The following is a 14,082-nucleotide window of genomic DNA, read 5'->3' as shown; positions in this document are numbered from 1 at the left end:
CCTCGGGTCGCGACCGGACGCGCGGCGACCGACGCGCGGCGACCGAGGCGCGGCGACTAGCGTCGACGGCATGACCGACTTCGTGCCGTGGACCCCCGCCGACGCCGCCGACTGGATCGCCGTGCCCGCGGCCGACGACGACAAGTACAGCCGCGGCGTGCTCGGCGTCGTCACCGGCTCGAGCGCGTACCCCGGCGCCGCCGTGCTGGGCGTCGAGGCGGCGCTGCACACGGGGCTCGGCATGCTCCGCTACCTGGGTCCGGCGCGCGCGTCGGACTTCGTGCTGCATCGCCGACCCGAGGCCGTCACCAGCCCGGGGCGGGTCCAGGCCTGGCTGCTCGGCTCCGGTGTCGACCCCGACCACCTCGACGACGAGACCCGCGAGGGGTTCGCGACCGGCGCCTCCTCGGGGCTGCCGCTCGTGCTCGACGCCGGCGCCCTCTCGGTGCGCGACGAGGCCACCGGGCCCGTGGTGCTGACACCGCACTTCCGAGAGCTGGCGCGGGCGTCTGGTCGCGAGGTCGCTGACGTGGCCGCCGACCCGGGCGACGCAGCGATCCGCGCGGCGGGGGAGTGGGGCTGCACCGTGCTCGTCAAGGGGCACCGGACCCACGTGGCCTCGCCCGGTGGCACGCTGCTGGTCGCCGAGAGCGCTCCGACCTGGCTGGCCACGGCCGGTGCGGGCGACGCGCTCGGCGGAGTTCTGGGCGCCCTCGTCGCGACGCACGCCGACGAGATCGCCGCCGACGACGAGGCCCTCGCGCGGTTGGCCGCCACGGCGGCGGTCGTCCACGGCCTGGCGGCGGAGCGGGCGAGCGGCGGCGGTCCGATCACCGTGCTGGGCCTGATCGACGGACTGCCCGCCACGATCGCGTCGATCGTGACGGGCAGAGGGCGGCGAGCCTAGGAGGCGGGGGTCGCCGCCACGAGGAACTCGACGGTGCCCTGGTCTTCGACCTCGACGAAGCCGAGGCTCGGCGCGGTCACGCCGTAGTCGGAGAACGTGACGGGGATCGAGCCGCTGACCTGGACGCCGTCGCCGGAGAGCGCGGCCTGGAGCGGCACCTCGACGGTCTGCGTGACGCCGTGCATGGTCAGCTCGCCGGTGGCCTGGACCGTCGCGACCTGGCCGTCGGACGGCACGGCGGCGTCGATCGGGTCGGTCAGGGTGAAGGTGGCGGTCGGGTAGGTGCCGACCTCCATCGCGTCGTCACGGAAGTACCCGTCGCGGTTGCCGCTGTCGGTGGCGATGCTCGCCACGTCGACGGTGATGTCGGCCGCCGTGACGGCGGTGCCGTCGACGGTCACGGTGCCCGAGACCTGATCGGTGGTGCCGACCACGGTGACGTCGGTGCCGTTCAGCACCTCGTCGACGCGGTAGCCGGCCGAGCTGCCCTCGCCCACCGACCAGTCGCCGGTGAGCTGGCCCTGATCCACCGTGCTGGCGCCGGGGGTGAGTGACACGGTGGGCGCGGCGTCGGGCTCGCCGACGATGACGTCGCGGTAGAAGGCGGGGCCGGCGACGGCCGCCGTAACGCCCAGGCCGACGACGACGACCGCCGCCACTCCGATGATGATTCCGGTCTTCTTCTTCATGGTTCGTGTCTCCTGGGTCGGCTCGGGTTGGGCGTGACCACGCCGCGGGGTCGGCTCGGATGCCATGGGCCGGAACGGCTTGGTGGAGATGATGGCGGGTGAGTCTATGGGGTGGCTGGAATCAGCTGGGAGTCACCCGTCAGGCGGTGAAGCGGGTGAGGAACTCCCTCGCCCGTGCGGTTCGCGGGGCCGTGAAGACCTGTTCGGGCGGGCCCTGCTCGGCGACGCGGCCGGCGTCGAGGAACACCACGCGGTCGGCGACGTCGCGCGCGAAGGCCATCTCGTGGGTCGCCATGACGATGGTCGTGCCGACCTCTTTCAGGGTGCGGACCAGATCGAGCACCTCGCCGACCAGCTCGGGGTCGAGAGCGCTCGTGATCTCGTCGAGCAGCAGCAGGGTCGGACGCGGGGCGAGGGCCCGGGCGATCGCGACGCGCTGCTGCTGGCCGCCCGAGAGACGGTCGGGGTAGGCGCCCGCCTTGTCGCCGAGACCGACGCGTTCGAGCAGCTCGCGGGCCCGTGCGTGGGCCTCGGCCTTCGGGCGACGCAGGACATGCCGACTGGCCAGCGACACGTTCTCGAGCACGGTGAGGTGCGGGAACAGGTTGAAGTGCTGGAAGACCACGCCGATCCGCGCGCGCACCGCGTCGGCCTTGACCCGGGGGTCGCTGATGTCGTCGCCGCCGAGCACGATGCGACCGTCGTCGATCGGCTCGAGGAGGTTGATCGTGCGAAGCAGCGTCGACTTGCCCGAGCCGCTCGCCCCGATCAGCGCGACGACCTCGTCTCGGGCGACCTCGAGGTCGATGCCGTCGAGCACCGTCGTGGCGCCGAACGACTTGCGGACGCCCTCGAGACGGAGGACGACCTCGGGGCCGGGGCCGGCGTCGCCTGTGATGCGTGACCCGGTCATACGACGCTCCCTGCCTGTTCGCGACGACGGAGGCGCGCCGACAGCCAGTCCGTCAGCCACAGTGTCGGCAGGGCCAGCACGACGAACAGCAGCCCTGCGAGCACGTACGGCGTGAAGTTCGCGGCGGTCGCCGTCTCGATCTGGGCCGCGCGCACCGCGTCGACCGCCCCGAGCACGGAGATCAGCCCGACGTCCTTCTGCATCGAGACGAAGTCGTTCATGAGCGCCGGCGTCACCTTGCGGATCGCCTGGGGGAAGACCACCAGACGGAGGGTCTTCGCATGACCGAGACCGAGCGACCGCGCGGCCAGCCGCTGCGAGGGGTGCACGGCGTCGATGCCGGCCCGCACCACCTCGGAGACGTAGGCCGAGTAGGTGAGGATGAGCGCGATCGTGCCCCAGAACTCGGCCGGGAGGCGCGGGATGCCGAGCCCGAGACCCGGCAGACCGAAGCCCACGAGGTACAGGACGATGATGAGCGGCAGCCCGCGGAACAGGTCGGTGTAGCCCCGGACGAGCGCGCGGACGGGGAAGAACACGGGGCCCCGGAGGGTGCGGAGGGCGGACAGCAGCGTCGCGAGCAGCGCCACGCCGATCGCCGCCACCACGAGCACCCTGATGTTCAGCCAGAGGCCCTCGACCACGCGAGGCCAGGCGGCGATCAGGGTGGGGCCGTCGAAGAAGCTGAATTTCACGCGCTCCCAGCCCGGGGTGCTGGTGACCGCCCACCAGGCGAGGGCCGCGAAGACGATCGTGCTGACGACGGCGACGAGCACCGAGCGGACCGACTGGCGACGGCGATAGGCCCGTCGCCCCAGTTCGAGATCGCTGATCGGGGCGGACCCCGGGGCGATCGCGGTGGGCGCTACGAGAGGTCCGAGACGTCGTAGTCGGCGAGCCACTGCTGCTGCAGCTCGGCCAGCGTGCCGTCGTCGCGCAGATCGTCGACGGCCTGCGTGACCTCGTCGGTGAGGGCGCTGTCGAGCGGCAGGACGATGCCGAGCTGGTCGCTGGCGCCGTCGACCGCGGCCAGCTGACCGAGGACGATACCGCCCTCGACGAAGTAGGTCGCCGTCGGGACGTCGAGCACGATCGCATCGACCTGCCCCGACTCGAGGGCGGCCTTGGCGTCGTCGTTCGAGTTGTAGGCCTGCACGCCGCCGTCGGGATCGATGACCGACTCGGCCGCGGTGAAGCTCGTCGTGCCGCTCTGCGCCCCGATGTCGAGCCCCGTCAGGTCGGCGACGCTGGTGGCGCCCTCGGCGGCCGAGCCCGGCAGTGTCACGACGGCCTGGCGGGTCTCGTAGTAGGGCGACGAGAAGTCGACCGCCCTGGCCCGCTGATCGGTGATCGAGAACTGCTGCAGGTTGAGGTCGAAGGTCTTCGGGCCGGGGGCGATGGACTCGTCGAAGGTGGCGCGCACCCAGACGACGTCGTCGCGGTCGTAGCCGAGACGATCGGCGACGGCATACGCGAGCGCGGACTCGTAGCCGTCGCCGGTGGTCGGGTCGTCGTCTTCCACCCAGGGGGAGTAGGCGGGCTCGCCGGTGGCGATCGTCAGCTCGCCCTCGGTGACGGCACCGACGCCGTCCGAGCCCTCGGAGTCGGACGTGGGCGCGCAGGCGGCCAGGACGCCGATCGAGAGGAGGGCGGCGGCGACGGACGCGACGAGTCGCGACGGTGTACGGGTCATGCCCCCGAGGATAACGGTGACCGACGACACCGCCGAGCTGTGCGGCGTCGTGTGACGCGCGGCGGCTAGCCTGACCGGATGACCGTCGCCGCGCCTCCTGAGATCCCCGGCGCGCGGACGACGACGGGGCGGATCGTCTCGACGCTGGCACAGCGGCGGGTGGTCCTCTGGACGGCCTTCGCGGTCGTGCACCTCGTGGTCGCCTGGGTCGCGCTGGCCGGCCCCGACCAGTCGCTCGGCGACGTCCGCACCGTCTACCGGTCGTGGATGGACGACTTCGTCTCGGGCGGCGACCGGGTCGGGATCGACGTCGCCTGGGTGTACCCGCTGCTGGCGGCCGTACCGATGCTCGTCGCGCGACTCGGCGGCTCGACCGACTACGCCACCGTGTGGCTGCTGGTCGTGATCGCCCTCGACGCGATCGCCTTCGCCGTCCTGCTGCGCCGGGCGACGCGGACGACGCGGGCGACGACGACCGCCGCCTGGTGGTGGCTGCTCTTCGTGGTCGCGCTCGGTCCGATCGCCTTCGGGCGCATCGACGCCGTCACCGTGGCCCTCGCCCTTATCGGTCTGCTGCTGGTGGCCGAGCGCCCCGTGGCGGCCTCGGTCGTGCTGACGATCGCCGCGTGGGTGAAGGTCTGGCCGGCCGCCCTGGTCGCCGCCGCCATGCTGGCCTCCCGTCGCGGCATCGCGATCGTCGTCGCCGCGGCCGCGACGACGGTCGTGGTGGTCGCCGTCTCTCTGGCGCTCGGCAGCGGCGTCACCGTGCTCGGCTTCGTCGGTCAGCAGGCGGGCCGGGGGCTGCAGATCGAGTCGCCCGCGGCCACCCCCTGGCTGTGGCGCGCCGCGGCGGGGGTGGCCGGCACGGGCGTGTACTACGACCAGCAGATCCTCACCTTCCAGGTGCAGGGCGACGGGGTCGGTCTCGCGGCCAGGGCCGCCACGCTGGTCATGGCTCTGGTGGTGGGCGCCGTGGTGCTGCTCGGTCTGCGGGCGCGACTGGCGGGGGTCGCCGCGCCGCACCTCCTCGGTCCGCTCGCTCTCGCGCTGACGACGGCGCTGATCGTGACCAACAAGGTCGGTTCGCCGCAGTTCGTGTCGTGGTTGGCCGTGCCCGTCGTCGTGGGGCTCGTGACGTCGCGGGCCGGCGGGCCGTCGTTCCGACTCGCGGCGGGGCTGGCGGTCGGCATCGCCGCCCTGACCCAGCTGATCTACCCGTGGTTCTATGACGACCTGCTGCGGGTCGAGCCGTGGATGCTCGTCGTCATCACGCTGCGGAACCTCGGCGAGATCGCCCTGCTCGTCGTCGCGTGCGTCATGCTGTGGCGCCTCGGGGGAGTGCGCCGCGGCCCGGCCGCTGACAGGATGAGCGCATGATCGTCGCCTTCTCGCTCTCGCCCAGCGGCGGTGCCCCCGCCGGAGACCTCGACCCCGACGCCCACGGCGACTCCGTGCACGCCGCGGTGGCCGCCGCCGTGCGGGTCGTGCGGGACTCCGGGCTGCCGAACCGCACCTCCTCGATGTTCACCGAGATCGAGGGCGACTGGGACGAGGTCATGGCCGTCGTCAAGGAGGCCGCGGAGGCGGTGGGCGCGTTCGGCAGTCGGGTCTCGCTGGTGCTCAAGGCCGACATCCGCCCCGGGCGGACCGGCGAGCTCGACGGCAAGGTCGAGCGCCTCGAGCGGGCCCTCGAGGCCTGAGCGACGCCTCGCAGTCGGCCCCGTGACGCGTCAGCGCGGGGGACGGCCTCGGAAGTCGGCCAGCGCCTCGGGCGTGTGCCGCTCGAGGTGGTCGAGCAGCTTCCGGTAGTTCTCGTCGCGCCGGTTGGCGATGAAGAGGCGCTTGCGGCGGGCGTCGCGGGCGTCGATGCCCGACCCGTCGATGGCGCCCGGGCTGAGCAGAGGGCGGTACGACGCGATGTCGCTCACCAGGACCCAGCGTGCCGGACGGAACCAGGACTGCACGAGGAGCCCTTCGTCGTGGACGTCGAGGCGCGTGCGCCGGATGCCGCGCCAGAGGAGGACCTCCATGGCCCCGAGGGCGCACAGTGCCCCGGCGATGGCCGAGCCCTCGGCGACGTCGGGCTCGTCGGTGAAGGGGACCTGCAGCGCCAGCACGAGACCGAAGAAGAACGAGGCCAGACCGACGACGGCGAACATGACCGACACGAGGCGCGGGGGGTGCGTGGTGAACAGCGGGGGGGAGTCTGGTGCCGCCGCTCGACGCGACCGGCTGAGGAGTGAGGCGGCGAGCGGCACGCCCACGGCGGCCAGGACCGAGACGGCGGTCACCACGAGCCCGAGGACGGTCCAGTCGATCATCCGGCGATGATACCGACCACTCTGTGGAGAGGATCGCGACAGAAGGCGCCTCTGCCCGTACAGTTGGCATGTTCGAGCCCCGGGGGCGCGTCTTGCGCGGGGGCGGACGCCGGGATCCGTGACGAGTCGTTCGTTGGACACGGCGTCGAGACGACGTATCACCAGGGGGAACGAGAATCGTGGCGAATCCGACCGGCAACGAAGAAGTGACGTTCGACGACGCGACAGCGGACGCTCTCGTCACCGAGGCCAACGCATCGGCCGAGGCGATCGAGGGGCAGGTGGCTTCGCGCCGGTCGTATCGGACCACGGCCGAGCAGGACTTCCTCGGGCGCTTCTCGGAGATCTTCGGCGCGAACCAGGACACCGCGAAGGCGGACGGCGACAAGATCGTCGCCGCGCTCCGCGACATCGCGAGCTGGGTCGGCACGATGAAGGAGTCGGCGCAGAAGGAGAACGCCCGTCGCAAGCGCGCCCGCGAGTGGACGGAGCGTCAGGAGAACCGGTCGGACATCGAGAAGTGGTGGGACGGCATCGTCGGCGGAGAGGACATGCCGACCGAACCGGCCGAGAAGGAGCCGACCTTCCCGGCGTCCACCGTCGCCACCGGTTCCCGGGAGACGCCCCTGCCCGCATCTGGAGGCGGCGCTGCAGGGGGCGGCGCTGCCGGAGGCGCCTCGTCGGCACGACCCGAGAACCTCCGGTCGTTCGCCACGGGCTCGTCGCAGCTCGACACCGAGCTGACGGGCCGGCCGGCCGCGCTGCGGGGCAAGCTCGCGGACTTCGCGTCGCGGTGCAAGTGGGGCGAGATCGAGGCGAGCGGACTCGTCACGGGATTCGAGAAGTGGCTCGAGGCCAACGGCCAGGACGTCGCGTGGGCCAACACCGTGGCCGACGCGTTCGCGGCCGCCGGAGGAGAGGGCGACGTCTCGACCGTGTCCGACTCGGCGCTCGCCGCCGCCCTCCAGGCGGCGGGGGTCTCGGCCGACCGGACCGCCCTGACGATCGATCCGCCACGGGCCTTCGGCGAGCAGCCGACCACGGGCTTCACGATGGACCCCGTCAACACGACCACCGGCAACTTCCTCGAACCGGAGCACGACCTGGGCTTCGGGGGAGCCTCGGCGTCGCTCGCCATGACGCGCATGTACAACTCGCTCGACGACCGCGTCGGTCTCTTCGGCCCCGGCTGGTCGTCGGTGCTCGAGACGAGGCTGCTGATCGACGACGAGGGAGCGTCGTTCGTCGGCGCGGACGGACGCCAGATCCGGTTCCCCCGTCAGGACACCGGCTGGGGCCGCGGCATCGGCGAGAACCGCTGGCTGACCGAAGAGGACGGCCTCCTCGTCGTCAGCGACAACGAGGGCGTGCGCGTCGACTTCACGCCGTCGGGTCGCTGGGTCGGGCAGCGAGGGAGGCGCGGCACGGCCGTCCGGGTCGAGTACGACGGCGACGTGGTCACCCGGCTCGTCCACGAGCGGGGGCGCTCGATCGAGATCGAGCACCTCGACGGCCGAGTCGTCGTCGTGCGCGGATCGGACGGCCGGCGGGTCGAGTACGAGTACGACCAGGGCCGGAGGCTCGTCGGCGTCACCACGCCAGGGGGGACCCGCCGATACGGCTGGAACGACGAGGGGCTCGTCTCGACGGTCACCAGCGCGGCGGGCGTGATCGAGGTCGACAACACGTACGACGAGCACGGACGCGTCGTGCTGCAGGTCAGCCCCCATGGCCGCCGGGTCCGCTTCGCCTACCTCCCCGGTCGGGTGACGGTCGTCTCCGACGAGGACGGCAGCCGGTCGAACACCTGGCTGGCGGACGCCAAGGGCCGTCTCGTCGGCGTCGTCGACAGCGACGACCGGCGGCAGTCGATGAGCTACGACGCCCACGGGAACCTCGTCTCCGCCACGCAGCGCGACGGGGCGATCACCGTGCACGCCTACGACGACCGCGGTCGTCGGACGCGCACGGTGACTCCGGCGGGAGCCGACATCACCTACGGCTACGACGACCTCGATCGCGTGACGACCGTCGTGACCGAGTCGGGCGGGGTCGTCGCCTTCGAGTACGACGGCGACGACCGGAACCCCTCGGCGATCATCGACCCCGCCGGCGGGCGATCCGAGTCGACGTGGCGGGACGGCCGCCTCGTCCGCGTCGTCGACGCGACGGGCGTGCCGCTCGAACTCGAGCACGACCGCTTCGGGGACATCGTCGCGGCTCGCAACGCCGACGGCGGCGTCGTGCGTCTGGAACGCGACGCCACGGGTCACGTGGTGGCCTCCACGACCCCGTCCGGAGCTCGGACCGAGTACCGCTACGACGGCTCGGATGAGCTCGTCTCGCGGCGCGACCCCGACGGCGCGCTGTGGCGCTTCGAGCGCGGCCCGGCGGGTCGACTCGAGGCGGTCGTCGATCCCCGTGGTGCGGTGACGCGGTACGGCTACGGTCCGGCCGGCGATCTGGTCTCGGAGACCGATCCTCTCGGGCGCACGACCACCCGCACGATGGACGATCAAGGCGACGTCTCGCGCCTCGAGCTGCCCGACGGAGCCGCCTGGGCCTTCGAGCACGACGCCCTCTCCCGCCTGCGGGTCGTCACGGATCCGACGGGCGCGCGCTGGGATCGCGAGTACGGGGTCACCGGGGACCTCCGGTCGATCACGGACCCGACGGGTGTGCGGCGCCTGGCGGAACGCGACGAGACGACCGGACTCTCGTCCCTCCGAGACGCCTTCACGACGACGACCGTGCGGACGGACGAGTTCGGGCGGCCCGTCGAGATGACCTCCGACGAACGCGGGCACGAGCTCGTCACCTACGACGCCTGCGGTCGTCCCGTCGAGCTCGTCGACGGGGAAGGCGGACTCACGCGTCTCGAACGCGATCCGGCCGGCCGGGTCGTCGCCGTCACGACGGCGACCGGGGCGCGATCGACGTACGAGTACGACGCCTGCGGACGGGCCGCCGTCGCGACCGACGCCTCCGGCGCGCGGACCAGCCTCTCGTACGACGCCGACTCGCGCGTGTCCACGCGCACGTCGCCGACGGGCGAGGTGGAGCGATTCGAGTACGACCCCGTGGGTCGTCTCGTGAGTCGCACGATCCCGGGCGCCGGGACGGCACGGTACCGCTGGGACTCCGTGGGTCGTCTCGTCGGCAGCCACGACCTCAGGTTCGGACGGAGGAGCTTCCGATACGACGACGCGGGGCAGCTGATCGCCGTCGTGAACGGCCTCGGCGGCGTGACCTCGTACGACTACGACGAGCGCGGTCGCCCCGTGACGATCACCGACCCGGTCGGCGGCGTGACCCGGCGGGCCTACGATGCCGCGGATCGCGTGGCGGCCGTGACCGACCCTCTCGGACGGACGACGAGGTACTCGTACGACGCCGCGGGGCGTCTCGTGGCACGGACGGACCCCGACGGGCACCTCCTCGAGAACGGGTACGACCGCGCGGGCCGGCAGAGCAGCGTGAGCGTCGACGGCGCGGTGGTGCTCGAGATCTCCCGCGACCCCTTCGATCGAGCGGTCGTCGTGAGCGATCACAGCAGGGGTGAGGGGCGTTCGATCGAGCACGAGCTGCGGCACGACCGACGTGGACTGCTCGTCCGTCGATCGCGGGGTGCCGAGTCCATGACATGGGAGCGCGACGCCGACGGCGCCGTCGTCACCCGTACCGGCCCCACGGGTTCGCGGACGGAGTATCGACGTGATGCGAACGGTCGGGTCGTGGGGGTGGCGCTCGACGGTGCGCACCTCGGCGGCGTCTCGTACGACCGGGCGGGCCGCGTCGTCGAATCGATCGCGAGCGACCTCGTGCAGACGTGGTCGTACGAGGGCGGCGTCGTGGTGGAGCACACCGCGACCCGGGCGAGCGGAGTCGACCGGACCCGCGTCGAGCACGACGCGGATGGGCGCATCTCGGCGGTGGAGCAGGGCGGCGGTCGGGTCGAGTACCGCTACGACGACGCCGCGCAGCTCGTGGGCGCGCAGGCGAGGGGAGGCGCCGGGCGCACCTGGCGGTACGACGTGGCCGGCCGGCTCGTCGTCGAGACCGCCGACGGGGTCGAGACCCGACGGGAGTACGACGCGGCAGCCCAGCTGGTCGCCACCGAGACGCTCGGCGTCCGTGTGGAGTACGTGCACGACGGCCTCGGGCGGCGGATCCGCCGCACCGAGCCGGACGGCACGACGCGGCAGTACGCCTGGTCGGACCTCGGGCGTCTCGGCGGCATCGTCGACCGCGACCGCGACGGCGCGGAGATCGGACGGATCGACGTCTGGGTCGACGGCCTGGGTGAGCTCGCCGAGGCAGGAGGAACGTCGATCTGGTGGGACTCCGCCGCAGCCGTGCCGGCGCTGGCCTGCCTCGGGCCAGCACCCGTGCTCGCACTCCCCGGCGGGGTCACGGCGATCGACGACGCGGTCCTGTCCAGCGGGTGGCGCGCGGCGCGCGCCACGGACGTCGACGACCCGTGGGAGGCGCTGGCCGCCGTGTCGAGTCCCGGTTCGGGTCTCGGACTGCCCGACGGCATCGGCCTCACGGCAGGCGGCGGTCTCACGATCGGCGGCCTCGACTGGCTCGGCGCCCGCGTCTACGACCCCTCGGCACGGGGCTTCCTGTCGACGGACCCGATCGTGGCGACGCTCGGCGCAGGATGGGCGGCCAACCCCTACTCGTACGCCGGCAACGACCCGCTGCAGGCGCTCGACCCGCTGGGCCTCAAGCCCGCCACCGACGCCGACCTCAAGGCCTACAACGATGCGAACCAGGGGTTGCTCGTCGATGCCTGGGACGAGGTCAAGTCGCACAAGGAGGCGATCCTCGCCGGAGCCATGATCGCGGGGAGCATCGCCCTGATGTTCGTGCCCGGTGTCAACATCCTCGCGCTGGCTGCAGGCGGTGCCCTCATGGCGGGCGGGTTCAGCATCATCCAGCAGGGCCCGGACAGCGGGAACGTCGACTACAAGCAGGTCGGTCTGCAGATGCTGATCGGAGGCGCCGCGGGTGCCGCCGGCGGAGCCGCTGCGATCGCGGCGTCGAAGGCCGCTCCGGCGGTGACCCAGGCCGTGGCGCCGGTCGTCCAGCGGATCGCGTCTCCGATCGGCCAGCGCGTCGCGACGGCCGCCGTGGGTCGGGCCGGCCAGGGCGCCGTCGCCGCCGGTGTCGAGGGGGCCACGAGCAACGTGCTCGACTACGGCCTGGACCCGAAGCAGGACCACTCGTTCGCGGGCTACGTCGGCCAGGGAGTGAACGGCTTCGTCGCCGGGTCGGCCACGAGCGGGATCTCGAGCATGATCCCCGCTCCTTCGTCGACGAACATCCTGTCCGAAGCCCTGCCGTCGCTGAGCCCGCGGTGGAACGCGGCGGGCGAAGGGCTGCTCGACATGGGCCAAGATGGCTTGGTGGGCGGGACGTCGGGGCTCGCGCAGTACGCGCTGGATCCCGACCCCGAGACGACTGCCGGGCAGGCGTTCTCGAACGGCTTCTTCTCGGGAGCCGAGGGACCGAGCCTTCCGCGACACTGACCGGCCGCATCACGAGCCGTCTGACGAGAGAGATGAATGACCATGTCGAATTCGCACCGTTCCGCGGCAGCACCACCGAGAAAGCGTTCGGTGCGTCGCGCGCGGCTCATCCTGGTCGGCGGGCTCGCAGTTTTCGTGGTGCTCGTCGGTACGTTCGGCGTCGGACCTCATGTCCTCGAGTCGTACGACTCCTCTCACCGAGAAGAACTCACCTGCAGGGTCGACTCGGTGGACGCCCTGTCGGGGCGGAGCTCGAGCCGGACCGGGATCGGCGGTGCCTCCGCGCTCGTGAGGGTGCAGACCGACTCCTGCGGCGTCCTCGACATCCGCGACGGGGTCACTCCCGAGAACGTCGACGCCAAGGCGGCCGAGCTGACCGAGGGCGAGACCTACGTGTTCTCGGTCGGCGCCGGCTCGCTGCGGATCGAGGGCCTGCTCGGATTCTTCAGGCAGGAGCCGCCCATCTACGACTTCCGCCCCGCTGCGTGACGACGGCGCCCTCGGGGCTGTCACCGCGCCTCCTGAGGTCGTAAGCTCGTCGGTGGTCTCGCGCTCATCGAATCGATTCGGTGACGCCCCGACCGGCCGGAGGCGCGGGTCGCCTCCGACGCCCCACCCGGCCCGTTCGACGGAGAGCCCCGGGCCACCGCCGCCCGACACCTCCCACCCCAGCGAAGGCAGCCGCCCGTGAACACCCTCTCCACCCATCGCAAGACGTTCGCCCTGATCGCCCTGGCCCTCGGCGGCTTCGGCATCGGCTCGACCGAGTTCGTGGCCATGGGGCTGCTGCCCAACATCGCGCAGGATCTGCTGCCGGGGCTGTACGCGCAGTCGTCCGACGAGGGCATCGCCCGCGCCGGCTGGCTGGTCAGCGCCTACGCGCTCGGCGTCGTCGTCGGGGCACCCACCATCGCCGCGATGTCGTCGCATCTGCCGAAGAAGAAGCTGCTGATGGGCCTGCTCGGGCTGTTCGTGCTCGGCACCGTGCTCTCGGCCGTGCTGCCCTCGTTCGGCTGGGTGCTCGGCGCCCGGTTCTTCGCCGGTCTGCCGCACGGCGCCTACTTCGGCATCGCCTCGATCGTCGCCGCGACCATCATGGGGCCCGGCAACCGCGGCAAGGGCGTCGCGCTCGTCCTCAGCGGGCTGACGATCGCCAACGTGATCGGCGTCCCCACGATCACCGCCCTCGGCCAGGCGCAGGGCTGGCGCGTCGCCTACCTCGCGGTCGCCGCGATCTTCGCACTCACCTTCGTCGCGGTCGCCCTCGCCGTGCCGCACCTCGAGGGCGACTCGTCCGCCTCGATGAGGCGCGAGCTCAGCGCGTTCCGCAAACCCCAGGTCTGGCTCGTGATGGGTATCGGCGCGATCGGCTTCGGCGGGTTCTTCGCGGTCTACAGCTACATCGCCAACGCCGTCACCGAGGGTGCGGGCGTCGACGAGGGCGTCGTGCCGTGGGTGCTCGTCGGCGTCGGGGTCGGCATGACCATCGGCAACGTCATCGGCGGATGGGCCGCCGACAAGAACCTCAAGGCGGCCCTGACCGTCGGGTTCGTCGGGCTCATCGCCGCCCTCGTCGCCTACGCGCTGCTCGTCGACGGCATCGTCGGCATCTTCGCGACGACGTTCCTGCTCGGGCTCGTCAGCTCGATGATCGGCCCGTCGGTGCAGTCGCGCCTCATGGAGGTCGCCGGCGAGAGCCAGGTGATCGGCGCCGCCCTGAATCACTCGTCGATGAACCTCGGCAACAGCGCCGGCGCCTACCTCGGCGGGGCCGTCATCGCCGCGGGCTTCGGCTTCGCCGCCCCGGGCTGGGTCGGAGTCGCCCTGGCCCTCGCCGGCGTCGTGCTCACGGTCGTGAGCTTCCGCCTGCAGAAGAGCGGCGACGCCCGTCAGGCGGCGCTCTGCGCGGCGGCCGCCGAGGCGGACCACAAGGAGGACACCGATAGCGGCTCGATCTTCATCGTGCAGAACTGACGGAGGCGCGGGGCGGCGCGAGAGCCGACCCGCGCCTCCGGCAGGGGGACG

At 72.3% G+C, this 14,082-nt stretch carries 11 protein-coding genes; 6 read left to right on the top strand and 5 right to left on the bottom strand.

Translation table 11 applies throughout. The features are described 5' to 3' along the window. Nucleotides 1-70: 70 nt before the first annotated feature. Nucleotides 71-907, top strand: coding sequence for an ADP-dependent NAD(P)H-hydrate dehydratase (locus ACZ6JE_RS06635; protein WP_464318508.1), 837 nt, complete (start codon nt 71-73; stop codon nt 905-907). Here ACZ6JE_RS06635 and ACZ6JE_RS06630 read toward each other — a convergent pair. From ACZ6JE_RS06630 to ACZ6JE_RS06615, 4 genes are all read right to left on the bottom strand, one after another. Then, nucleotides 904-1,596 (bottom strand): YceI family protein, encoded by a 693-nt coding sequence (locus tag ACZ6JE_RS06630; protein WP_464318507.1) that lies wholly within the window; start codon nt 1,594-1,596, stop codon nt 904-906. The genes ACZ6JE_RS06635 and ACZ6JE_RS06630 overlap by 4 nt on opposite strands. A 139-nt stretch (nt 1,597-1,735) precedes the next feature. Continuing rightward, a complete protein-coding gene (locus ACZ6JE_RS06625) occupies nt 1,736-2,509 on the bottom strand; it encodes an amino acid ABC transporter ATP-binding protein (RefSeq protein WP_192058225.1) in 774 nt (257 codons plus the stop codon). Then, the gene (locus ACZ6JE_RS06620; protein ID WP_243214259.1) at nt 2,506-3,285 is read right to left on the bottom strand and encodes an amino acid ABC transporter permease; all 780 of its coding nucleotides are present in this window, start codon (nt 3,283-3,285) and stop codon (nt 2,506-2,508) included. The genes ACZ6JE_RS06625 and ACZ6JE_RS06620 overlap by 4 nt, the downstream gene beginning before the upstream one ends. A gap of 89 nt (nt 3,286-3,374) precedes the next feature. After that, nucleotides 3,375-4,202: an ABC transporter substrate-binding protein gene (locus ACZ6JE_RS06615; RefSeq protein WP_464318506.1), complete on the bottom strand. Its 828-nt coding sequence runs from the start codon at nt 4,200-4,202 to the stop codon at nt 3,375-3,377. Between the two features lie 78 nt (nt 4,203-4,280). On the opposite strand from ACZ6JE_RS06615, the gene ACZ6JE_RS06610 reads away from it, so the two are divergent. Both ACZ6JE_RS06610 and ACZ6JE_RS06605 read left to right on the top strand, forming a co-directional pair. Continuing rightward, nucleotides 4,281-5,579, top strand: coding sequence for a glycosyltransferase 87 family protein (locus ACZ6JE_RS06610; RefSeq protein WP_464318505.1), 1,299 nt, complete (start codon nt 4,281-4,283; stop codon nt 5,577-5,579). Continuing rightward, nucleotides 5,576-5,902 carry a thiamine-binding protein gene (locus tag ACZ6JE_RS06605; protein WP_243214255.1) on the top strand — a complete coding sequence of 109 codons (327 nt, stop codon included), beginning with the start codon at nt 5,576-5,578 and terminating at the stop codon, nt 5,900-5,902. The genes ACZ6JE_RS06610 and ACZ6JE_RS06605 overlap by 4 nt, the downstream gene beginning before the upstream one ends. Nucleotides 5,903-5,932: 30 nt before the next feature. Here ACZ6JE_RS06605 and ACZ6JE_RS06600 read toward each other — a convergent pair whose 3' ends face one another. Then, nucleotides 5,933-6,523 (bottom strand): hypothetical protein, encoded by a 591-nt coding sequence (locus ACZ6JE_RS06600; protein ID WP_464318504.1) that lies wholly within the window; start codon nt 6,521-6,523, stop codon nt 5,933-5,935. Nucleotides 6,524-6,702: 179 nt separating this feature from the next. Here ACZ6JE_RS06600 and ACZ6JE_RS06595 point away from each other — a divergent pair, with 179 nt between their 5' ends. The 3 genes from ACZ6JE_RS06595 (at nt 6,703) to ACZ6JE_RS06585 (ending at nt 14,031) form a co-directional block, all read left to right on the top strand. Next, the gene (locus ACZ6JE_RS06595; RefSeq protein ID WP_464318503.1) at nt 6,703-12,057 is read left to right on the top strand and encodes a DUF6531 domain-containing protein; all 5,355 of its coding nucleotides are present in this window, start codon (nt 6,703-6,705) and stop codon (nt 12,055-12,057) included. Between the two features lie 90 nt (nt 12,058-12,147). Further along, a complete protein-coding gene (locus ACZ6JE_RS06590) occupies nt 12,148-12,546 on the top strand; it encodes a hypothetical protein (protein WP_464318502.1) in 399 nt (132 codons plus the stop codon). 198 nt (nt 12,547-12,744) lie between these two features. Continuing rightward, nucleotides 12,745-14,031 (top strand): MFS transporter, encoded by a 1,287-nt coding sequence (locus ACZ6JE_RS06585; protein WP_464318501.1) that lies wholly within the window; start codon nt 12,745-12,747, stop codon nt 14,029-14,031. The last annotated feature ends 51 nt before the right edge of the window (nt 14,032-14,082 follow it).

The sequence above is a fragment of the Frigoribacterium sp. AC759 genome, from assembly GCF_979256015.1.
This window is presented reverse-complemented; position numbering and strand designations above follow the sequence as displayed.